Consider the following 21991-nt stretch of genomic DNA (forward strand, 5'->3'; position numbering starts at 1 on the left):
CCGTCAACGCCGATACCATCAATCCCGACCTGCTCGCCTTCGTGCAGGGTTGAGCAATGAGCGCCGGGGCCTCTGGCCGCATGTCCCGGCGCTGCATTTGGCAGTCTGACGTCGGACCCACCGATGCCGGGATACTCTCGTCGGCGATGCCGATGCCCGCTACAGTCCCGGTATGAATGATACGATGCCTATGCTGACGACGCTGGAACATCTGCGCATTTTCGTTGCCGTCGCCGAACGTGAGCACGTGACGAAGGCTGCGGAAGCTCTTCACGTCACCCAATCGGCCGCCAGCGGTGCTATCGCCATGATCGAGGCGCGTCACGACATCAAGCTGTTCAACCGCGTCGGGCGCCGGATCGAATTGACCGAAGCCGGCCGCGTGTTCCTGACGGAAGCGCGCGCCGTATTGGCACGGGCAGCCGATGCCGAACGAACCCTGGCGGAATTTCACGGCCTCCAACGCGGTTCGCTGCGCCTCGTCGCCAGCCAGACGATTGCCAGCTATTGGCTCCCGCCCACTCTGGCCCGCTTCCACACCAGATACCCGAAAGTTGAAGTATCCGTTGCGCTCGCCAACACCGAAAGCGCTGCCGACACCGTTCTTTCAGGAGCGGCCGAACTGGGCTTCATCGAGGGGGAAATGGATGATCCCGCACTCGCGCACTGGCAGGTCGCAACGGACGCGATGGTGTTGGTAAGTCGGCATGGCGAAGCTCCTCCGGTAACGCTGGCAACGCTGCGGGAAGCGCGCTGGATCATGCGCGAAAGAGGCTCGGGCACGCGGTCCACATTCGAGCATGCGATGCGCGGAATGGAAATCGATCCGGACCTGCTCGACATCGCCCTCACCTTGCCCTCCAACGAAGCCGTCCTGGCCGCAGTCCGCGAAGGCGTGGGCTGTGCGGCCTTGTCCCAGCGCGTCGTCGAGGCCGCAGTGGCAGCCCGGATGGTGCGAATTCTGCCGATTTCACTACCGGATCGCCCATTTTACGCCATTCGGCAAATCGAACGCTACCAAAGCCGCGCCGCGGATGCGTTTCTGGAAACCATCAAGCCGGCGACCGAACCGGGTGCCTGAAAATCAATCTCCTACCGAGATTGGAACCATACGAATTCACCGTTAGAACCCAATGCGCCAAGGGCTCATCTGCCTCTCCATAAAGGAGACGCTCCATGTTGCCCCTGACACTTCCCCGCCCTCAGCCTTCCGTTTCGACCGCGTTGGCCCGCGTAGCGCCAGGACTCGGCCTGTGTCTCGCCGTGACCGGGGCTGCCTATGCGCTACAGGCCGTCGAATTGCATCTTTTCGGCCGCGCATGGCTTGAAGCGCTGGTTCTGGCAATCCTGACGGGGACCCTGGTACGATCTGTCTGGACACCTTCGCACCACTGGCACCCGGGGATCGGTTTCTGTGCCAAATTCCTGCTTGAAGTGGCCGTCGTATTGCTCGGCGCCTCGGTCAGCGCAGCGACTATTCTGGCGGCGGGTCCGTGGATGCTGCTCGGCATTGCCTGCATCGTGATCCTGGCCATTGCGATCAGCTATGGCATCGGTCGCAGTCTACGGCTCCCTCAGCGAATGGCGCTGCTCATCGCCTGCGGCAATTCCATTTGCGGCAATTCCGCAATCGCGGCCGTAGCACCCGTGATCGGCGCAGATGGGGACGATGTAGCGGCCTCGATCGGATTTACCGCCGTGCTCGGCGTTGCCGTCGTACTCGGCCTGCCGCTGCTCGCCGCAGTGCTCCAACTCACGCCGCTCCAGTCGGGTGCCCTTGCCGGGTTGACGGTCTACGCCGTGCCGCAGGTCCTGGCCGCCGCGGCGCCGATGGGACATGTCGCAGTGCAGCTCGGTACGCTGGTCAAGCTGGTGCGCGTGCTGATGCTGGGGCCGGTCTGCCTGCTGCTTTCGCTGCTCGCACCGCGCCTGCGAGAAGAAACCGACGAAGCCGAACCGGGTGTCACCACCGGCGATCGCCCTGCTCTCGGCCACCTGCCTGTCCATCACCTCGTGCCGTGGTTCATTCTTGGTTTCCTCGCGCTGATCACATTGCGCTCGCTGGACCTGGTGCCCCACGGACTGGTCGTTCCGGCCGGAACTCTTGCGAGCACACTGACGGTTGTTTCCATGGCGGCGCTCGGCCTTGGTGTCGATATTCGCTCGGTCGCCGGGGCCGGTATCCGGGTTACCAGCGCGGTTGTCCTGTCTCTCGCCGGGCTGACCTGCATCAGCCTTGCGCTGATCCATTTTCTCCATCTCTCCTGAGTCAGGCGTTCGGGCGTGACGGGATCCGGTTGTTCCCTCACGCCGCGCATGTTCAGCCGATCATACGCGGGCATGATCGACAGGACGCTGCGCTTTCGCTCTTAGGTTTCCATCTGCGCTGACCGTCCGGCGCGCTCGAAATCCCACGCGGGCCGTGGCCTCGGGAAACGGAAAAAGCCATGTCCAACTCCATTGCCCCGACTGCCGAATCCTCCTCCCGTCGCTGGACCGCCGTCTGCGCCATTGCCCTTGGCACTTTCGTCATGGTGACGAGCGAGTTCCTGCCGGTAGGCCTGCTCGGATCGCTCGCCCGAGACCTTGGCGCTTCTGAAGGCCGGACCGGGCTTCTGCTATCCGTACCCGGCCTCGTAGCCGCAATCAGCGCGCCTGCCTTCGCCATCTTTGCGGGTCGCCTCGACAGGCGAATGGTGCTGTCAGGCCTGACCCTCAGCATTGCGCTCTCGGATCTGGTCGTGGCCCATGCGGTTCACTTGTGGATGGCCCTTGCCGGACGCGTGCTGCTGGGTCTGGCGCTCGGCGGAGTATGGACTTTCGCCGCAGCAATCGGGCGCAGACTGGTGTCGCAGGACGATGGCAACCGCGCCGCCGCCATCATCATGGGCGGCATATCCATCGGCACGGTGCTCGGTGTACCGCTCGGCACTCTGGCCGGCGGGCTCGTGGGCTGGCGTGCCGCTTTCGACGGCGTGGCCCTTCTCGCCCTGATCGCATTTGCGCTGCAGGCAATGATCATCCCGCCGCTCGAAGCCAGCGAGCGCCTGAATGTGAAGGCCATGACGGCGGTGCTGCGCGTCCCGGCTATCCGCATCGGCTTTCTCGCGACGGCACTCGTCGTTGCCGGGCACTTCAGTGCCTATGCCTATCTGGAACCGTTTCTGGCGGCACGAGGGGTCTCCGGCGCAGTCATGGCGTGGTTACTGGCAGGCTATGGGCTGGCCGGATTGATCGGCGTCTGGCTGGGGACATGGGCCAGCAGCCTTAGCCCCCGCCGGGCGCTTGCAGGCGCCATGCTGGTCATCGGCCTGGCGATCGGCACCACTCTGTTGACCGGATCACAACCTGCCATGGCAGCTACCACCATTCTTGCCTGGGGAGCGGCCTTTGGCGCGCTGCCGCTCTGCCTGCAGGTCTGGACGCTTCGCGCTGCACCGCGGAATTTCGAGGCAAGCTCCGCGCTGACCAATACGGTTTTCCAGTCTTCCGTGGCAATCGGCGCTCTTGTCGGAGGGTTGATCGTCGATCACGGCGGCGTCGGGAAAGCGTGGATGATCGGCAGTGCACTCGCCCTCACAGGCGCCCTTGTTGCATCACGCAAACCGGCCAGCGATCCCAACTAGGTAACCGCTTCAACAGTCCCAATCATGCCCGCAAGCGCCCCGATCATACCTGCGTATGAGTGCATGACACCTGGAGTTCGATCGGCAGACCTGCGCGTCTGATCGTCCCGGTAATACCGATATCCTAGCTGGAGGAACGATCACTTCCGCCGAAAAGGACGAACTGCATGACATCCGGTCATTCCCGCCGCCAGGCCTTTGCCGAACTCGGCAAAGGTGCAGCGCTCGCTGCCGTCGCGGCGACGACAGCCCCGGCCATTGCCGAAGCGCAAGGACTGCATCTCGCTCCGGCCTCACCCGAGATCACGCCCTTCCGCGTAGACGTGCCGCAAGTGGCGATCGACGACCTCAAGCTGCGCCTGCGCCTGACCCGCCTGCCCGAACGCGAGACTGTCGGCGCCTGGTCGCAGGGCGTACCGCTTGCCAGGGCCCAGGCGCTGGCCGCCTACTGGCGTGACCATTACGACTGGCGCCGGTTCGAACGCAGGATCAATTCCTACCCGCAATTCCGTACCGAGATCGACGGACTGGGCATCCATTTCATCCACGTCCGCTCTCGCCATCCCGGCGCCTTGCCGATCATCCTCACGCATGGCTGGCCCGGTTCCGTCGTGGAATTCCTCGACGTCATCGGCCCGCTCACCGATCCCACCGCGCATGGTGGCAAGGCGGAGGATGCCTTCGACGTAGTGATCCCCTCGCAGCCCGGTTTCGGGTTCTCGGACAAGCCTTCGACGACGGGTTGGGACGTCGTCCGCACGGCCAAGGCCTGGGGCACGCTGATGCAAAGGCTCGGCTACGATCGCTGGGTCGCACAGGGCGGGGATTGGGGCGCAGGCGTTACCCACGCGCTCGGCCATGTCCGGCCTGCCGGTCTGATCGCTGCACATGTGAACTGGCCGCTGGTCATCCCGGCCCAGCCTCCGGCCCCGCTCACGCCCGACGAACAGGCTTGCATGGCGGCCATCGCCGCGTTCCTGAACGATCAATTCGGCTACTTCAAGGAACAGGGCACGCGGCCCCAGACCGTCGGCTATGCGCTCGCGGACTCGCCCATCGGCCAGGCCAGCTGGATCTACGAGAAGTTCCAGGCCTGGACGGACAATCGCGGCAACCCCGAAGATGCCCTGAGCCTCGACCAGATGCTCGACGACATATCGCTCTACTGGTTCACGAACAGCGCCGCGTCCTCGGCCCGGATCTACTGGGAGAACACGAGGAACGGCGGCGGCTTCGATGCCGGCACGATCGAACTGCCGATGGCCGCGACGATCTTCCCGCGGGAGATCTACCGCGCGCCCAAGGCCTGGGCCGAGGCCCGCTGGCCGAACATGTTTTATTGGAACGAGGTCGATCGCGGCGGACACTTTGCCGCCTTCGAACAGCCCCAGCTTTTCTCCGAAGAGATGCGCCGCGCCTTCCGCACGATGCGCCAGGCCTGACGCTTTAACACTCCCCATCAATAGACAGGACACCTGACCATGTCCCAACGTCTTGGCGACAAAATCGCCCTCATCACCGGAGCCACCAGCGGAATCGGCCTTGCCTCGGCAACGGTCTTCGCGGCCGAAGGCGCTGCCCCGGACGCAAAGGAAACAGTGACGGGTGCCGACGGAACCGTCACGATGCTCGTGCGCAATCAGGGTCTCAATGTCATCCACGCCGTCTACGACGGACCGAGCGACAATCCAGCCAGGTACCGCAACGTGGAGCACACCGCGACGCTCAGCTTCACACCAGAACACAAGCCGGAGTTACAGCCCCGCGGCACCTCAACCAATCGACTGAAATCGAGCACCCGACAGACTGTGTCGGGTGCTCGTCAGATCAGAAGGTGTAGCGCGCTCCGATCTTCACCGTGCGCGGCTCCACTACGCGGCTGAGGCGACCACCTCATAGCCGTGCCGCTTGCTGGCACCGCTTGGCTCGACGGCGTTGGAATAGCCCACGAAGCGCAGTTCGCTGCCAACATCGAGCCACCAAGTACGTGCCGGTCAGTGAAAACTGGCCCAGTTGCAGGCGACCGCCCAGCTCCTTGCCGGTGCCGCGCGGCGGCGGCGCCTGCGTACGTCGGGTTGGTATCGCGGCGCACCCGCGCTTGACTTGGCGGCGCGGGGGCGCAAGTGGGCGCTCTGATGATGGCGGAACCCTCGCTGGCGGATATCGAGCTCAACCCGCCGGGGCGGCACGGCGCTCGCGAAGAAGCAGCAGCGCTCCGGCAGCGATCAGGGATCCCGATCCCATCAGCACCGCAACGAAGGAAAGATCGAACCCGGCGGTGAACAGGAAGCCCGCGACGATCGGGCCCAGGGCGGCGCCGCCGCGACCGATGCCGATCACGAAGCCTGTCCCGCCTGCACGCACGGAAGTCGGGAAGACCTTGGCGAACAGCGCATAGAGCCCGACCACCCCCGCATTGGTGCAGAACCCGGCGGCGCCGGCGATCAGCGTAAGGCCGCCCAGCGTCTCCTGTCCCTGCCCGAACAGGGCAACCAGAACGGTAGAGGCTGCCATGGCCACGATCACCAGCTTGCGTACCGCAACCCGGTAGGTCAGCAGGCTGAGGAAGGTAGCGCCCGCCAGGCCACCGACATTGGCCCAGACCAGCACGTCGCCCGCTTTCGAGGCGGCATGGCCCATGTCGACGACGATCTTAGGGATCCATTTCAAGATGAAATAGAAGGTCATGATGTGGCAGAAGTAGGCCAGCGTCAGCAGCACCGTGCTGCGGGCAAGGCCAGGCGCGAAAAGATCGCCGATGGACGGCTTCGCGGCGCGCTGCGGTGCAGGCGGAAGTGCGGAAACGGTTTCATGGCCAAGTCGGCGCAGGGTGGCGTTGATCTTCTCCATGGCGCCGGGACCGCGCTTCTGAACGAGGAAGCCGATCGATTCCGGCAGGAGAAACCAAGCTATCGGCAGGAACAGCGCGGTTGCCGCAGCGCCGAAAGTGAAGACGTCGCGCCAGTGGCCGCTGGCTAGCAGCCCCGTCGCAATCGAACCGCCGACGATAGCGCCCATCGGGTAGCCCGCCGCCATGATCGCCACCGCCAAATTGCGGTGCCGGTCGTTGGAATATTCCGCCACCAGCGCATTGGTGCAGGCGAGCATGCCGCCGATGCCGAGGCCGGTCACCAGCCTGATGATCGAAAGATTGACGACCGAACCGGCCGTGGTTGCCAGTGCCATGCCGCCTGCCATGATGACGAGGCAGGCCAGGACCGTGGGGCGTCGTCCGATCCGGTCGGCCAGGCCCCCCAGCACGACCGAGCCGAGCGCCATTCCGATCAGTTCCATCGAAAGCACCAGCCCCAGCGCGGCGCGGTCGATCCCCCATTCCTCGGCAATGCCCGGAGAGGCGAAGCTTATGGCCAGCACGTCGAACCCGTCGAGGGCATTGAGCAGAACGCAGAGCGTGACCGCGGCGATCTGCAAGGGGCGCATCGCGCTCTGAGAAAGGATGGATTGGGGGTCTCTGGTCATCGTGCTTCCCGGCCTTGCGACGGTGGATGGTGGACGGCGCGGTCGATCCGGCCGTAAGTTCTTTCGAGAAGGCTCGCGGCCGCCATTACGACCGGTACGGGCAGGGCCAGGCAGAGCAGCGCAGTGCCGCTTTCGATGTCGCGCATCGTCAGGTAGCCGATCAGCAGCGGGCCGCAGGCAGCGCCCAGGCGGCCCAGTCCCAGTGCCCAGCCCAGTCCGGTCGTTTGCACGGCGGGCGGATAGAACAGCGATGCGGCGGCGATCATGCCCTTCTGTCCGCCGCCGATGCCGATCCCGGCCAGCATCGCGGCGCCGTGGAGCGGCAGGCCGCCCCGTGCGGCAAAGGTGCCGAGCAGGACGATCCCGGTCAATCCGATCCCGCTCATGGCCACAAGCGCGCGAAACGGCCCCATGCGGTCGGCCAGCCAGATCATCGGCAAGGCGCCCAGAGCGGTTCCCAGCGTGAACAGGCTTGTCGCCGTGACGGCGGTGGAGAAGGGCAGGCCTTCGCGCGCGGTGAGCAGCGGGAGCCAGGATTGCAGCGCGTAGAACAACCCCAGCCCGATCGAGAACATGATCCAGAACAGAAGCGTGCCGGTCCTCAGACGAGGGGCGAAAAGCGCGGCGAGCGGGCGCTCGGCCTGTTCTTTCTCGCGCGGCTGTCTGTTGCCCGGCAGGACCGCGCCGAGCAGCACCACCGTCAGCAGGGCGAGCGGAACGGCAGCGGCCCATGGCGCGCGCCAGCCTGCCAGGGGCACAAGCCAGCCGCTCGTCAGGCCGGCCGCCAAAAATCCCAGCGAGAAGGCGACATAGATTCCCACCACTTGCGCCCCGCGCCAGCGCACCTGGCCCTGCCGACTGGCGATCGAGACGGCGCTCGGCAATGCCGCGCCGATGGCGATCCCGGTCAGCACCCGGCCGAGCGCCAGTATTTCGATCCCCGGCGAAACCATGCAGAGTAGCGTCGACAGCGCCAGGCCCAGCATGGCGCCGCGCAGTACCGGCCGCTCGCCCAATCGGTCGGCAATAGGCGCGACGACGAGATATCCCAGCAGCAGTCCGAAGATCGCCGAAGAGAGCAGCGGGCCGATCATGCCCTCCGCGAGCTTCCAGTCCCGCACCAGTCCGGGCATCGAAAAACTCAGCGACTGAAAGGCATAGCCGCTGACGAACAGCGTCATGGCGCAGCACAGGATCACCTGGACTTCGCGCTGCCTGCTCCCGACCTCCCGCACAGGTTCTCCCGCGCCCCGCCTGCCCGACGCGGGGGTTCCCCTCCAGGTTCCGGGCGAACCGGCAATCAGGAAGGGGGAGCCGTCCACGGGTCAGAACCGCAGGGTCATCATTGTCTGAACGAACAGGTTATCGCCATAACCCGCGCGGGTTAAGACCTTTCCGGCATCCACGTAGTTCGCGATGCCGGAAAGGCTGACGTGCGGGTTCAGCGTCCAGTTCGCGCGGAGACGGGCTATGTTGGCGACATGCCTCCCCGCCACGTTCTGGGTTCCGGCATAGGCCTGCGAATTGCCGCGATAGACGGCGTCGCTCTGGTCGGGCCGCCAGTAGAACCCGGCCTCCCCGATGAGCTGGAGCTTTTTCGTCACCGGCACGTGCAGTGTCGGTGCGATGCCCAGCATGTTTATCGCGCCAAGGTAATTGTCGTCGCTGTAGATGATCGTGGCGTTGTAGAGGAAGTCGAACGCACCGACCTTTCCAGCGGTGTCGAACGTGCCGCCGCCCGAGGCATAGTCGGCATGTAAACCCAGCCTTGGCGCGGTTGCCCCCTTGCCCAGCGCGATCGACTGGTTGGTGCTGACGCCCCAGGCATCGACGGGGCGGACGCCGAAGCGACCGTCCTGCTTCAGCGCTGTCCAGTCGAAAGCCACCGGCCCCAGGTGCCCCCAGACCCGCGCGCCGTAAGTCTCGCGACGATCCTTGCCGGAAAGGCGGCCCAGCGCGCGGTCGTCATCCTCGAAGTGGTAGTAGAACGGGTCGACGTATACTGCGGACTTGCTCCGGGGACTGCCGCCCGCAACGAGAAAGCTGGAGTAGACGCCGCTCAGGGTTTCGCCATTGCCGATCCCGTCGTCCAGCAGGCCGGTACCTTGCTCGGTGGGTTCGAAATGGAAAGCGGTGAAGCGGAAGCGCCGCCAGTCCATCGACAGCCGCGCGCCGTTCATCGAGACGCGGATATTGGGGTTCTCTCGCGGGCTGACGATGAAGCGCGGGCCGTCGAAGAATTCCTGTCGTCCCACGGTCACACGGGCCACGCCCGAGCCGACCGGCGCCCGCAGCTCGGCGAACAGCTGCTGGACGATCAGGTCGTTCTTCTGGATCGGGATGTGGCGGTTTTCGTTCTTGCCGAAGATCTGCCCGGAGGCGAGTTCGCCGTAGACGCGAAAGGCGCGGCCGACCCGCAGATCCGCGCCGATCGTCGTACGTGAAAGCACTTCGATGCGGTCGGTCGTGTCGGAAAGCAGCGGCCGGGTGGAAAGGCTGACGCTGCTGCGCTGGTCGCCGTTGAGGGTCAGCGAAACATTGCCGTCTTCCGTCAGCGGCATGAACTTGAGCGGCGAGGCCCAGTCCCGCTTTACCTTGGGATTGCCGAGGAAGCGCCAGTCTTCGCCGCCGCGCAGCATCATGTAATTGGGGCCGGTGCGCGGCCCCTGTCCGTCCGCTTCGGTCTGGTAAGGGGATTTCAGGGTGGGGGCGGGCTGCGGCGCCGGGGCGGCCGTCTGCGCGGAATCCGGCTGCACGTCATTGTCCGCGGCTGCGAAAGCGCAGCCCGGCATGAGCAGTCCGATCGTAACGCATCCGGCAAGGCCCCGATCGCGCAGCGGAAAGATCCGGTTGCGCATCGTTGTCCTCTCGCCACTTACCCTAGCGGGATTTCCATGAGATCGCGGCCGACCACGATCTCGCCCTTGTAGTGCTTGGCCACTTCGTCGCGCCACATGGCGTCGGTGATCCATTCCATGTCGCCGGGCACGAAATGGCTGAGCACCAGTTTTTTCACGCCTGCGCGCGCAGCGATCTGCCCGACCTGTTCGGCCGTGGTGTGGCTTTCGATCAGGTGGTTGCGGAAAGTGGGCGTGCCGTTCGCGCGCTTCACCAGTTCATCGACGCCCGGCACGTAGAGAACTTCGTGAACCAGAACGTCGGCACCGCGCGCGAAATCGGCAAGGGCGGGATTGTAGGCGGTATCGCCCGAGTAGACGACGCTGCCGTAAGGCGTCTCGAAACGGTAGGCGAGATTGTCGAGCGGCGGGTGCGGGGTGGTGAAGGCCGAGACCCTGACGTTCCCTTCCGCCATGACCGGTCCCTGCTTGGGCGCGAAATCGTGCGCGCGAAGGAGCGTGGCGGGATCGACGCGGCCTTCGTCGGCCATGCGTGTGGCGATGTCCATCCGGTTGAGCCGCCAGTAGTCGGAGGCCATGGCCTCGATCCCGACGGGGCCATAGGCATCGACTGGCTTCCTCAGCGCGCCCGCCGCCCACATGTTGTAGACGAGGTTGCCGAACTCCAGCTGATGGTCCGAATGCATGTGCGAAATGAAGATCGCGCGGATATCCGCCAGATTCAGCCCGGCTTTCACGATCTGCGCCGTCACGCCCATGCCGGTGTCGATGACATAGACTTTGCCGTCCACCACCAGCGCATTGGCGGGGTTCGAACGGGTTCCGCCCACGCGCGGGCCACCTTTGGTGCCGAGCAGCACCAGCCTGGCGCCCTTGGCAGGCGCGGTCTTCGCGCCCGGCGCCTGCGCCAGCAGCGACGATGCCGATCCGGCCAGAAGGGAGCCGGCGGCGGCGACCATTGCCGTCTGCAACAGGCCCCGGCGATTGAACTTGGCGATATGCGACCCGGAAAACATCAACCTCTCCACCTTCGAATAGTCAGCCCTGAACGGGCTTGTTGGCCATCGCCTATCATCGGCTGCAAAGGTTGGTCAATACGAATAAGAGTCGCATTCTGTTTTCATGATGAATTTGCGTCATGGACAAGCCGTTTGCGATCGGCGATGCCGCTGCGATGACCGACGCGGCACTTCCCATCGACATCGAGGATGATCTGGCCAGAGTGGGGGTGACTCCCGCCCTCCAGTCCCGCAGCCGCACCTTGCGCGACCGGCTGATCCGCGAAGCATTGGCCATTGCCCGCAAGCAGCCGTTCGACGATGTCAGCATCATCGACATCTGCGCGGCAGCGGGCTGTTCCACCGGCGCTTTCTATTCCCGGTTTCCCGACAAGATCACGCTGTTCAAGGCGGTGATGGTCTTCGCGGCCGCCGAATCCGGCCCATTGCTGGAAAGCATCGTCCGCGAGGCGCCGTTCGGAGAAATCGTGCCCAGGCTCGTCGCGGCGCAAGTGGAGCGATATTTGCGCCACGCCATGTTCTTCCGTTCCGCCTTCAAGGTCAGCCTCGATTCCGAACAGGCCTGGGAGCCGTTCCGGCGCAATGCCCATAACCTTGCCGGCGTCTATATCGAACGCGTCCTGGCAGTGCCGGGTGTCGATCCGAACGAGGTGCGGATCGACCGAATCCGCTTCGCCTTTCAGGTCATGTACGGTGTGCTCAACAATACGCTGAGCAACCGTCCGGGCCCCTTCGTCCTGGAGAGCGACGAATTCCCCGCGCTGCTGGAGGAGGCGATGATGGCCACCATGGACCTGCCGCCCCCTCGCGATATTACCTGAAAATCAGGCCTGTGTCGGCGCAGGAAGCCCGAGCCAGGAACACTAGCAGGCGTCTCGCCGTGGCGAGCAAGCTGCCCGTCATCGCGACGGCGCCGTAGCCCAGCCCGGCCTTCACGACGAACTCCACGCATTGAGCGGGCTGGCCTCCTCTTATGTCCGTCGGCCGGGAAGAACCGAGGACGCTCGATGCCCGCCAAATGCATTTGCCGCTAGTGCCGCCGATCTTCCAGGATGTGCAGACTTCCCGCCGGCGATCTCCTCATCGCTTGCCTGCGCTACTCGATCTCTGACGCAGGCTTCAGAAACGGACGGGAAAAGCGCGGCGATGGTCAGGTAGCTTTTCTTCCCGAGCGGCGATTACCGGCCAGGCCGCTACCGAGCGCAGCACTCGGCCTCATGAACGGCCCAGAGGGGGGGAAGCGGACATAAAGGAGGGATCAGTTCAGCCCTTCCGACCGCTCATAATGAACGGTCATGAACAAAGCGATCGCCGTCACGCCGAGCCAAGTCACGCCAGCGAGCAGACGTTCGCCGTGCCATGACACGTACAAAAAGAAGATTAGCAGCAGAGCCGATCCAAGAGCCAGTCGATAAAAGGAACGGCGTGGTCGCTGCAACCGTGTTTCGATCAGCCAGAACATCGCGGTAGAAACGACTAAAATTATTCCGGCAATCACAGAGCGGATCGAAAACCCAGCAATCGCAAAGAACATCGCCGTCAACCAGAGCTTTGGCGCCCATCTCCGCCAACTTGTTTGCGAACCCTTCATCGGGTTCTGATCTCACCAATTTCCGATGTCCGCAATGTCGGCGTGTCCGGAACGGCCCCTTCTGATTAAAATCGTGCAATCCTGCCATTCCAGTTTCGGGAGCGCGGCTGCGCCAGCCTATGACTGGGGGCGGCTCCAGAAAGGCCGGTTCCGGGGGGAATCGTGAAAATGCGCCATGTGTCTGGTTTTTGTTTTTGTCGTGATCTGCCGTTCCGGCAGCCTGAGGGGAACGGCGTAAGTTGGTCGGCAATCGCCCGCACGCCTAAACCTGTCAAACCTGTGGCAGATACCGCCCCATGCGGATCTTGAGCAGTTCGACGAGATCTGGGTCCATGAAGGAATAGTCGTCTGGGATATCTAGGCAGATCACTCGCTGACCACGCAGGGCGGCACGAAAGCGCTGTTGCAGCTTGGAACGATGCCGTTTTTCCATAACGACTATAATATCTGCCCATGACACCAGTTCGGCTGTAAGTGGGTTTTCGGCATGGTGATTAGTCCCGGCCGAGGAGACCTCAAGCCCCGGATAGTCGGCAAAGATGTGCTCCGCCGTCGGGCTGCGAAGCCGGTTCTGACTGCAAACGAAAAGAATGTTTTTCAAGCCTGGCCCCGTGGGAAGATGCTGCGAAACTAGGTTGGTCTTGCGCCCATCGTCAATCCGCACTAAAGGGGCAAGAGCCAATATCGGCCTGTTTTTGAACGAGGAAAGGAGAAGACCATGCGCGCAGCATTTGACCGCGACGAAAACAACTTCTCATTTCCCTGTGTTCAGGAACAGATTGCATGGGCAATTGCCACAAGGGCGACACTTCTCGCCTGATTGCTTTTCGCGGCTTTCGCACCGCTGATTTTTCCAGAGTTTCCGCCGTTTTCGCCCCTCTCTTCGGGGAGGCTTGTCATGCGTGATGACATGTTCAAGGTAATCGTCGAACGCCCCCGCTGGGGCGCGAGCCACGCCGCTTCTCCCAAATTGAAAAGGATGCCTAACGCCGACGCACGCCATATCGGGCTCAAGCGCCATGCCCGCATCGGTGCGCCCTACACCAAGTCATTGAACGAGAACCTTGCCCCCTTGGTTCGCTACCTGCGGTGCCAGCGCGGACGCCGGTGGGACGACGTCTTTAGTGAGATCTGCGCCAAGCTTGACACGGGCAGCACGGTCAAGATGCACGTGCGCGAACATATCGAGGATTTCGTGCTGACCCGCATTTCGATCGGGCGTTATGGCGAATGGATGTTCGAAGGCCAGGTTCTCGGGCGTCGGGGCCAGTGGTTCCGACGTCGTGAGCTGTTCGTCGATCCGCGTGACGGGGTTCTCAAGGACATGGCCGGGCTTGAAGCGATGCTGGCCTCAGGAATGATCAATGATCAGGGAGGCACACAATGACTCCGATCTCCTTTATCGCTAACGATCCATCGCGGTTCGATCCCCTGTCACTCGACCAACTCCAGGCAACGGCAGAGTACGAAGGCATGGCCCGCGTTGTCGGCCTACCCGATCTCCACGCCGGCAACGGTATTGCCGTAGGGGCGGCCTTCTGGTCACGGAATCGCATCTGGCCCCATCTGGTGGGTAGCGACATCGGCTGCGGCATGGCCTTGTGGGAGACCACTTCGCCATTGCGCAAGTTCCGGCTCGGCAGCGCGGAGCGCAAACTGCAAGGGCTGGACGCGCCTTGGTCGGGCGATGGCGAAGCCGCTCTGAAAGAGGCTGGATTGCCACCCGAATTGACCAGCCCCACGCTGGGCACCATTGGCGGAGGCAACCATTTCGTCGAATTCCAGCGGATCGAGGCGGTTGAAGACGAGACGCGTTTCGCGGCTCTTGGCCTTCGGCACGACAGGGTCTGGATGATGGTGCACAGCGGTTCGCGAGGCCTTGGGCAAGCCGTCCTGCAAGCCCATCGACAGCCGGAAATCAGCCATGGAATACCTGCAAACAGTCCGGAAGCCGTGGCCTATCTTGCCGAACATGATGTCGCGCTGGGCTGGGCGATTGTGAACCGTCAGATCATTGCCCGACGCTTTTGCGAAAGTCTTGGCATCGACGGCCGTCCGGTGCTGGACATTTGCCATAACAGCGTGACGCCGCATCAAGGCGGGTGGCTGCACCGCAAGGGGGCTGCGCCTGCCGATCGGGGTCTGGTCACCATCCCCGGCTCGCGAGGGGATTTCAGCTACCTGGTGGAACCCATAGTGGACGACGCCGACAAAGCCCTCCATTCGCTGGCCCATGGCGCGGGCCGCAAGTGGAGCCGCAAGGATGCCCATGCCCGCCTTTCGCGCCGCTTCAACGTTGCGGACATGCAACGCACAGCCCTTGGCAGTCATGTGATCTGCGAGGATCGCAGGTTGATCTTCGAAGAGGCTCCCGATGCCTACAAGGACATCGGCATGGTCATCGCCGATCTGGAGGGAGCCGGCCTGATCCGCGTCATCGCCAAGCTTCGCCCCCTTCTCAGTTACAAGACGAGGGCGGCATGAGCGAAGTGATCCTGCACATCACGGCGGGCAAAGGCCCGAGGGAATGCCAATGGGTAGTGGCACAACTGGCGCGCGCTTTCGCACAGGAGGCCAAGGGAGTGGGCCTTGAATGCGAAGTGCTCGATGGTTTGGAGGATTTGCCGTCCTCGATCCTCCTTCGCGTCCGGGGCGAGACAGCATCTGCCTTTGCTGCTAAGCGCATAGGTTCCAACCAGTGGATCGGGACCAGTCCCTTCCGCCCCCGCCACAAGCGGCGGAACTGGTTTGTTGGCGTAACGCTTGCGCCCGAGCCTGACGCGATCATCGACCTGAAGGATGAGGACATCGATTATCAGGCGATGCGCGCCAGCGGACCAGGCGGCCAGCATGTCAACAAGACGGACAGTGCGGTCCGGGCCACGCACCGGCCGACCGGCTTGGTAGCCACGGCTCAGGAGCAACGATCCCAACACGCCAACCGAAGGCTGGCGCGGATGAAGTTGGGGATCATGCTGGAAGAACGGCGCGGGCAAGCCAATGACGGCGCCAAAAGGTCGCAATGGCAGGCCCATCAGGATCTCGAACGCGGCAACGCGGTCAGGGTCTATTTTGGCGATCGATTTGTGTTGAAAGAATGAGAACCACTGGGGGCGGACGGCCTTTCCGTCCACCCCCAGCGATTTGTCTGACCTCGGGCGCGCGCCAAGCGCTGTCTGAAACTTGTCTCTCTAGCAAACGGAGTGTTCAGGATGGAGGACCGCTATTAGGCTCAGGCTGTCGGAATAGTGGAACGTCCGCACCTCGGGATTGGGAAGCGTCAGTTGAATGTCCGCTCTGGGGCGCCTACGGCCCGGCAGGTTTTCGGCGTGAAAGGTAGGAAGCAGATCGTCCGGAATAGGCATAAGCCGCCCATGATCTGTTGATGCGGGACCGCCGAGGTGACTGGCCGAAAGACCGCCCAGACTGGGGTGGGGCGCGATGGTACGTAAGCTCGCCTTCCTGCCGCGACGGCAATCTACCATCGCGTGTGTCCACGCGATCGCGCGCGTGTCGTCGTCCACCCCTATTTGAAAAGCGCCGCGAAGGCTTTGGCACTGAGGAAGGTCAAAGGCCTTGATTTATAACAATCACCACCTTAGGCGGCTATTGCAAATGCATCTCATTATAATTAATATTTGAAGGGGCTCTCGTGAAAAACAGATTTCTGGCAGGGGCGCTGTCCAGCGCTGCGATGGGCTTTATCCTGATCCCGAGCGTGGCAAGCGCAGAGGCGGCGGCTGCATATGATGAAGCCCCCGGCCCGGCAGCAACCGAGGATGATGGGATCATTGTAACCGCCCGCCCCTACCCCACCGAAATCGCGAACGGCTCCAAGCTCGACCTGCCGATCGTGAAGACGCCGCAGGCCATCAATACCGTCTCGGCCGAGGAGATCGCGGCTCGAGGCGTTCAGAGTATTGCACAGGCAATCCAGAACACGCCCGGCATCGTCACCCAATATGGCGATACGGACGTACGCTACGACTGGATTTCCATCCGCGGCTTCAATCCGGGGCGCTACCTTGATGGCCTGCGCCTCCCGTTCGGTGCGCGTGGCTACTCGCAGATGCGCATCGAGCCTTACGGGCTGGAACGCATCGAAGTTCTTAAAGGTCCTGCATCGGCCCTCTACGGCCAGAGTGCCCCGGGCGGTCTGCTCAACATGGTCAGCAAGCGGCCCACTGACACACCCCTCCACGAAATCCTGCTCCAGGTGGCGAGCTATGACCGGTATCAGGCAGGGCTCGATTTCGGCGGGCCGATCGATGACGGGGGCCGTCTCAGCTATCGCCTGACGGCGCTGGGACGGACCAGCAATACCTCGACGGATTACCTCGACGAAAAGCGCGTATTCGTCGCGCCTTCGCTGCGGTTCCAGCCCGATGAGGCCACATCGATCACGCTGCTGGGTGAGTATCAGAAGATTACATCGAACGGCGGTGGGGCGCCGGCTGCCCTGCCCACCGTGGGCACCCTCTATCCCAACGTGAATGGTAAAATTCCGCGCAGCGTCTTCATCGGCGATCCCGACTACGATCATTTCTCAAACGAGCAATGGTCCGTAGGCGCCGAAGTCGAGCGCAAGTTCGATGACAATTTCGGCTTCCAGCAGAACGTGCGCTACTCCAGCGTCACCACCGATTCCCAGCGGGTTCAGGCAATCGCGCTGGCAGCGGATGGCCGCACGTTGTCCCGCTATGCCTGGGCGTTCCCGGAAACCAGCCGGGTGTTCTCATCGGACACTCGCCTGACAGCCAAGTTCGGGTCAGGTGCGGTAACACACGACTTCCTGCTCGGGCTTGATTACCAGTTCGAGCGTGCTCGATACGAGGAAAGTGCCCTCAGCCTGGCGCCCTCGATCGACATCTTCAACCCTGTCTACACTGGCGGCATCGTTCGCCCCGCGACGGCCACGATCATTGCCCAGAAGCGTGATCAGTTGGGCCTCTATGGCCAGTATCTGATGACCTGGGACCGGCTCTCGCTGCTCGCCAGCGGTCGCTTTGACATGGCGGATTCGACAACCCTGACAACGGCCGTCGCAGCCAACACCCGAACCAGGGTGCGCCAGAGCGACAACAAGTTCACAGGTCGTGTCGGCCTCACCTACATGCTGACCGATCAGTTGTCCGCCTACGCCGCCTACGGCACCTCGTTCCAGCCCACATCGGGTACGGACCGCCTTGGACAGACTTTCGTGCCCACAACCGGAAAGCAATGGGAGGCCGGGGCAAAGTACCAGCTCCTTGACGGGCTCGGTCTGATCACGCTGGCACTCTACGACTTGCGTCAGACAAACGTCACGACCCCGGACCCTGTCGATTTCCGGTTCAACACCCAGACCGGCGAAGCGCGCGTTCGCGGCATCGAGCTGGAAGCAAAGCTCACGCCCGTAACAGGCCTCAACCTCATCGGCTCCTACGCCTACAGTCAATCCGAGGTTCTCAAAGCGAACCAGAACGCTGCTGGCGTCAGTCTTCTGGGCAACGAGCTTCCATTCGTGTCCAACCATCAGGCGTCCGCGCGCGCGGACTACACCGTGCAATCCGGGTCGCTGCAAGGCGTAGGCCTCGGTTTCGGGGGTACGTACTTCGGTCGCCTGTATGGCGATGCCGCGAACCTTTACCGGATTCCGGGCGCAACGATATTCGATGCCGCCCTGCGCTATGACCTCAGTATGCTTTCAACTTCGCTTCACGGCATCAATGTCGCGGTGAACGTGAGCAACCTTTTCGACAACCGATATCTCAAGACCTGCATCGCCGCGACAGGGTGCTACTTTGGTGCGCGCAGGACGATCCTTGGCAGCGTGCGTTACAACTTCTGATCGGTTTCGGCTGATCGGCCACGGCACAATCAGTTCCATCCAGATATCCGCCGCGCAGCATCGTTTCGCGGCGGATTGGGGGCAGATCATGGTCTCGGTCACAATTCTTCAAAATTTCACGCGACCGCCTATCCGAAACACACGACCCGAGCTGGAGTATTGAGTTACTACGGGTTGATCGGAGTAGGCATAACGCTCGCTGGGCTGGTTCGTCAGGTTCAGAGCTTCCGCCGAGATGGAGAAGCGCTCGGTAATCTGGAAGCTGGTGGAAGCATCGACGTTCAGGGTCGAGCGGCTCGACTGGAAGTCGTTGATCAGTGGGCTGCCGCAGTAGGACACCGAGGCATTTGGATTGGTCGGCACCGGCGAGGTGGAAATCCCTGGCGAGCACGAACCGGATGCGATCGGATAAGTCGTGCTGTAGCCCGCCCGATAGGCCGCCGAGACGCGCCCGCGAAAGCGCTTGCCCTCGTAATAGAGCGTGGCGTTAAGCGCCTTGGGGGACACTCCCAGGAACGGTGCTTTCGCGGTGGTCTGCGGTGCCGTCGCGCTGCCCGGATCGAGAATGTATTCGAGCTGGGACTTGATATAGGTGCCGTTGATGAGGATGCCGAAGTTCTTGAACAGGCCCGGCAGGAAGGTCAGATCCATCTGGAAGTTGACCTCGATCCCTCGGACATATCCGCCCGGCGCATCGCGGTACTGGCGCGCCAGGAACGGATAGTTGCTGTCGATATAGGCGATCTGGGACGGGTTGGTGTATTGCGCGCGGATCGCCGCGATCGTCTCGGCATCCGCGAACTGGGACAGCGGCGCTTCGTAAAGCACGGTCTGCGGAAAGCTCGCGATCTGCTTGTTGAACAGGGCAACGGAAATCAGGCCGCCGGGTGCGAAGTACCACTCCGCGCTGAAATCCAGGTTGGTTGCCTGGAAGGGCGATAGCTGCGGATTGCCGATCGTCAGCGAGCCGCCTGTGGTATCCCCGGTATTGGGCACGCTGATCGACGAGATCGAAGGCGAAAGATTGCCCAGCAGCGGCCTTGCAATGACTTTGGCCGCCGCGAAACGGACCAGGAAGTCGTCGACGGGCTCATAGACCAGATTGAGCGAGGGAAGGAAATCGGTGTAGCGATTGCGCCCCTTGATCGGGCGTCCCGCCTGCGTTTCGCCTACGGACGTCAGGTCCGTTCCCGCCACGCGTACCCCCGCGTTGCCGCGAAACGCCCGTCCGAACAGAAGCGTGTCGAAGTCGGCCTGGACATAGCCGGTCAGGTTCTTTTCCGTCACACCGAAACTGGTGGTGCGATTGCGCTTGTTCGAGACGCGCCAGTCGCCCCATTCGTTCACGCAGTTGCAGCGGAAGTCGTAAAGCTTTTCGAAGGCCGCGATATCCGGCACCACGAAGCTGGAGACCGACCCTTCCGGCACATTCAGTCCCTGCCCGAAGTCGATCGTCTTCGCCACATCGGCGACGTTCACACCCGCTTCCCGCAAAGTGGGGTTGAGCAGGTCGTTCACGCGCTCGTACTGGACAGTGGAGAACGTATACTTGCGCCAGGCCAGCCCCGCCTTGAGCGTGAACTCGCTGTTCATTGCCCACTCCGCATCCACTTTGCCGGTGGTGTAGGTGTTGTCGGTCTTGCGAACATAGCGACGGATCGCGGAGAAGCCCTTGACCGTGTCCCAGTTGCTGGCGTCTGCCGGATCGAATCCGAAGTCGATGGAAGGCATCGAACCGCCACCGCGTTCGTCGAACACGAACTGTCCGGGACTGTTCATGCGGTTGAATTCGACCAGCAGTCCTTCGGAGTCGTTACTGGATTCCGAACGTCCGAAAACACCGTGTACTTTCAGCGTGTCGGTAAACTCATGGTCGAGCCGGATCGACCCCTGCTTGAACGCGGTGGTATAAGTGCTCATGTCCTGAGCCGAGCGGAAGTCGACGTTTTCCAGCACGAGATAGTCTGCAACGCCGTTCGTCACGTTTGCATCCATCACCCGCACCGCCGGGCGGCCGATCAGGTTGCCGCGATAGGCCAGCCGGTTCGATGAAGGAATGTACCCCACGGAATTGGGGTTGTTGTAATAGTCGTAGGGATCGAGATTATTTGGATTGGTACTGAAGATATTGGCATTGGCCGGGCTCGTCGCTCCTGGAACGATCGCGCCCGTTCCCAGTACCGCATCGACCAAATTGCCGTTGGCATCGAGCGCGGTCGAGAACGCCGGGGTCGTGCCGTAGAGCTGCTGCCCGCAGTCCATCGGCGCAGTCAGGTCATCGCCTGCCGCCGGAGCGCAGAGACCTGGGTAAAGATTGCGCGCAGCGGTGGGCGTCAGGTTGTTGCCGGCCGTGTTGTAGGCGGCATTCGTATTGTTCCGGTTCAGACCGACCGGGCCGATCTGGTTGTAGACGCTGGTATTCTTGAAACGTGAATAGACGCCGTCGATCGTCAGCAGGGTTCGGTCGCTCATCTGCCATTGATAGGCCGCGGTCAGGCCGATACGCTGATTGCGAACATTCTGCTGCTCGATGCTCGGCAGGGCTGGAATGCGAACGCGGGAATCGTCGTAGCGGCCCGGCGTGTTGTAGGGCGCACCGGGAAACAGCTTCGCATAAGCCTCGGGATCCGATCCGGTGAGCTGCGCGATCGCATCGGGATTGGTGATGGCACTTCCCAGATCGGTGCCGACGGGCGCAGCAAAGCCGGCACGCTGCGGGCTTTCGTTGCCGGCCCAGTCCGAACCGCGATAGAGGTAGTCTGAAGAACCGGCACTGCGCCGGTACTGGTCGATCTCGTTCGAGGACTTGCTAAAGGCGCCCGAGATCAGGATACCCATCGTGTTGTCGGCAAAGCGCGTGGAAGCAAGACCGGCGATACGGGGAGAGAACTTCTTCGAGTTCTCCTGATAACTCGCCTCGCTCGACAGGGCCAGGGTCGGTTTATTGTAGTCGAAGGGCTTGCCGGTCTCGAGGTCGATCGTGGCGCCCAGCGAGCCTTCGTCAGTCTCCGCGGCCGAAGTCTTGCGCACCTTGAGCGAACTGAACAGTTCCGAAGCGAACGTGTTGTAGTCGAAAGCGCGGCTGCGGTTGGGGCTCGTGCCGGAATCGTTCGATCCGGCCGTGGCCAAGGCTTCCAGCCCGTTCAGCCGGGTGCGGTTGAAGTCCCCGCCCAGACCGCGCACCGAAATCTGCCGCCCTTCGCCATTGTCCCTGTCGATCGAGACGCCCGGCAGACGCTGCAGCGATTCTGCCAGGTTCGAATCCGGGAAGTCGGCGATGTCCTCGGCATTGATCGCATCCACCTGCACGTTCTCGGTACGCTTCTCGTCCAGCGAGTTGCGCAAGGATGCACGAAAGCCTGTAACGATGATCTCGGCGGCAGAGACACCGGTGTCATTTGCGCTCGCAGAAGAGGAAGCCTCGGCCAGCGACGTCGCCTCCGCTTGGGATTGCGCCCAGGCCGGCCCGGCCATTCCGGCCAGTGCCATGCCGCTCAAGGAAACAGTAAGACGCAGATTGGTTCTGGTGTTCGACCGATTGTCCGCCACGGTTCTCTCCCTCTGTCCTGCGGACACATCCCTGCGCC

General features: G+C 62.8%; 17 protein-coding genes. 10 read left to right on the plus strand and 7 right to left on the minus strand.

The features are described 5' to 3' along the window. Positions 1-190: 190 nt before the first annotated feature. The 5 genes from V7066_RS21925 to V7066_RS21945 all read left to right on the plus strand — a co-directional run bounded on the left by V7066_RS21925 (position 191) and on the right by V7066_RS21945 (position 5509). Positions 191-1081, plus strand: a complete 891-nt coding sequence (locus V7066_RS21925; protein WP_334185114.1) for a LysR substrate-binding domain-containing protein — start codon at positions 191-193, stop codon at positions 1079-1081. A 95-nt stretch (positions 1082-1176) separates the two neighbouring features. Continuing rightward, a complete protein-coding gene (locus V7066_RS21930; RefSeq protein ID WP_334185115.1) occupies positions 1177-2268 on the plus strand; it encodes a YeiH family protein in 1092 nt (363 codons plus the stop codon). Between the two features lie 179 nt (positions 2269-2447). Beyond that, entirely contained in the window at positions 2448-3626 is a 1179-nt protein-coding gene (locus tag V7066_RS21935) for an MFS transporter (protein ID WP_334185116.1), read from the plus strand. A 167-nt stretch (positions 3627-3793) separates the two neighbouring features. After that, entirely contained in the window at positions 3794-5068 is a 1275-nt protein-coding gene (locus V7066_RS21940; protein ID WP_334185117.1) for an epoxide hydrolase family protein, read from the plus strand. A 39-nt stretch (positions 5069-5107) separates the two neighbouring features. Further along, a complete protein-coding gene (locus V7066_RS21945; protein ID WP_334185118.1) occupies positions 5108-5509 on the plus strand; it encodes a hypothetical protein in 402 nt (133 codons plus the stop codon). 286 nt (positions 5510-5795) lie between these two features. Here the strand turns inward: V7066_RS21945 and V7066_RS21950 are convergent, their stop codons facing one another. From V7066_RS21950 to V7066_RS21965, 4 genes are all read right to left on the minus strand, one after another. Then, the gene (locus tag V7066_RS21950) at positions 5796-7106 is read right to left on the minus strand and encodes an MFS transporter (RefSeq protein ID WP_334185119.1); all 1311 of its coding nucleotides are present in this window, start codon (positions 7104-7106) and stop codon (positions 5796-5798) included. Then, positions 7103-8341 carry an MFS transporter gene (locus V7066_RS21955; protein ID WP_334185120.1) on the minus strand — a complete coding sequence of 413 codons (1239 nt, stop codon included), beginning with the start codon at positions 8339-8341 and terminating at the stop codon, positions 7103-7105. The genes V7066_RS21950 and V7066_RS21955 overlap by 4 nt, the downstream gene beginning before the upstream one ends. A 90-nt stretch (positions 8342-8431) precedes the next feature. Beyond that, positions 8432-9964 carry an alginate export family protein gene (locus tag V7066_RS21960; RefSeq protein WP_334185121.1) on the minus strand — a complete coding sequence of 511 codons (1533 nt, stop codon included), beginning with the start codon at positions 9962-9964 and terminating at the stop codon, positions 8432-8434. Between the two features lie 17 nt (positions 9965-9981). Further along, complete coding sequence (locus V7066_RS21965) at positions 9982-10980, minus strand: MBL fold metallo-hydrolase (protein WP_334185122.1); 999 nt, start codon at positions 10978-10980, stop codon at positions 9982-9984. Positions 10981-11102: 122 nt separating this feature from the next. Here V7066_RS21965 and V7066_RS21970 point away from each other — a divergent pair, with 122 nt between their 5' ends. Next, positions 11103-11804 (plus strand): TetR/AcrR family transcriptional regulator, encoded by a 702-nt coding sequence (locus V7066_RS21970; RefSeq protein WP_334185123.1) that lies wholly within the window; start codon positions 11103-11105, stop codon positions 11802-11804. 437 nt (positions 11805-12241) lie between these two features. Here V7066_RS21970 and V7066_RS21975 read toward each other — a convergent pair whose 3' ends face one another. Beyond that, on the minus strand, positions 12242-12526 hold the full coding sequence (locus V7066_RS21975) for a hypothetical protein (RefSeq protein WP_334185124.1): 285 nt from the start codon (positions 12524-12526) through the stop codon (positions 12242-12244). 319 nt (positions 12527-12845) lie between these two features. After that, a complete protein-coding gene (locus V7066_RS21980; protein ID WP_334185125.1) occupies positions 12846-13175 on the minus strand; it encodes a low molecular weight protein tyrosine phosphatase family protein in 330 nt (109 codons plus the stop codon). A gap of 297 nt (positions 13176-13472) precedes the next feature. On the opposite strand from V7066_RS21980, the gene V7066_RS21985 reads away from it, so the two are divergent. The 4 genes from V7066_RS21985 to V7066_RS22000 all read left to right on the plus strand — a co-directional run bounded on the left by V7066_RS21985 (position 13473) and on the right by V7066_RS22000 (position 18404). Next, the gene (locus V7066_RS21985; protein ID WP_334185126.1) at positions 13473-13961 is read left to right on the plus strand and encodes a hypothetical protein; all 489 of its coding nucleotides are present in this window, start codon (positions 13473-13475) and stop codon (positions 13959-13961) included. Further along, positions 13958-15058 carry an RNA ligase RtcB family protein gene (locus V7066_RS21990; RefSeq protein WP_334185127.1) on the plus strand — a complete coding sequence of 367 codons (1101 nt, stop codon included), beginning with the start codon at positions 13958-13960 and terminating at the stop codon, positions 15056-15058. Before V7066_RS21985 ends, V7066_RS21990 begins: the two co-directional genes overlap by 4 nt. Beyond that, the gene (gene prfH / locus V7066_RS21995; protein ID WP_334185128.1) at positions 15055-15675 is read left to right on the plus strand and encodes a peptide chain release factor H; all 621 of its coding nucleotides are present in this window, start codon (positions 15055-15057) and stop codon (positions 15673-15675) included. The genes V7066_RS21990 and prfH overlap by 4 nt, the downstream gene beginning before the upstream one ends. A gap of 551 nt (positions 15676-16226) precedes the next feature. After that, positions 16227-18404 (plus strand): TonB-dependent siderophore receptor, encoded by a 2178-nt coding sequence (locus V7066_RS22000; RefSeq protein ID WP_334185129.1) that lies wholly within the window; start codon positions 16227-16229, stop codon positions 18402-18404. A gap of 108 nt (positions 18405-18512) precedes the next feature. Here the strand turns inward: V7066_RS22000 and V7066_RS22005 are convergent, their stop codons facing one another. Continuing rightward, entirely contained in the window at positions 18513-21953 is a 3441-nt protein-coding gene (locus V7066_RS22005; protein ID WP_334185130.1) for a TonB-dependent receptor, read from the minus strand. Positions 21954-21991 lie beyond the last annotated feature (38 nt).

The organism is Novosphingobium sp., assembly GCF_036820275.1.
Lineage (GTDB): Bacteria > Pseudomonadota > Alphaproteobacteria > Sphingomonadales > Sphingomonadaceae > Novosphingobium.

Excerpts from the sequence above, each read along its gene's own strand:
- V7066_RS21925 (WP_334185114.1), top strand. The coding sequence starts at position 191 with ATGCTGACGACGCTGGAACATCTGCGCATTTTCGTTGCCGTCGCCGAA.
- V7066_RS21930 (WP_334185115.1), top strand. The coding sequence starts at position 1,177 with ATGTTGCCCCTGACACTTCCCCGCCCTCAGCCTTCCGTTTCGACCGCG.
- V7066_RS21935 (WP_334185116.1), top strand. The coding sequence starts at position 2,448 with ATGTCCAACTCCATTGCCCCGACTGCCGAATCCTCCTCCCGTCGCTGG.
- V7066_RS21940 (WP_334185117.1), top strand. The coding sequence starts at position 3,794 with ATGACATCCGGTCATTCCCGCCGCCAGGCCTTTGCCGAACTCGGCAAA.
- V7066_RS21945 (WP_334185118.1), top strand. The coding sequence starts at position 5,108 with ATGTCCCAACGTCTTGGCGACAAAATCGCCCTCATCACCGGAGCCACC.
- V7066_RS21950 (WP_334185119.1), bottom strand. The coding sequence starts at position 7,106 with ATGACCAGAGACCCCCAATCCATCCTTTCTCAGAGCGCGATGCGCCCC.
- V7066_RS21960 (WP_334185121.1), bottom strand. The coding sequence starts at position 9,964 with ATGCGCAACCGGATCTTTCCGCTGCGCGATCGGGGCCTTGCCGGATGC.
- V7066_RS21965 (WP_334185122.1), bottom strand. The coding sequence starts at position 10,980 with ATGTTTTCCGGGTCGCATATCGCCAAGTTCAATCGCCGGGGCCTGTTG.
- V7066_RS21970 (WP_334185123.1), top strand. The coding sequence starts at position 11,103 with ATGGACAAGCCGTTTGCGATCGGCGATGCCGCTGCGATGACCGACGCG.
- V7066_RS21985 (WP_334185126.1), top strand. The coding sequence starts at position 13,473 with ATGCGTGATGACATGTTCAAGGTAATCGTCGAACGCCCCCGCTGGGGC.
- V7066_RS21990 (WP_334185127.1), top strand. The coding sequence starts at position 13,958 with ATGACTCCGATCTCCTTTATCGCTAACGATCCATCGCGGTTCGATCCC.
- prfH (WP_334185128.1), top strand. The coding sequence starts at position 15,055 with ATGAGCGAAGTGATCCTGCACATCACGGCGGGCAAAGGCCCGAGGGAA.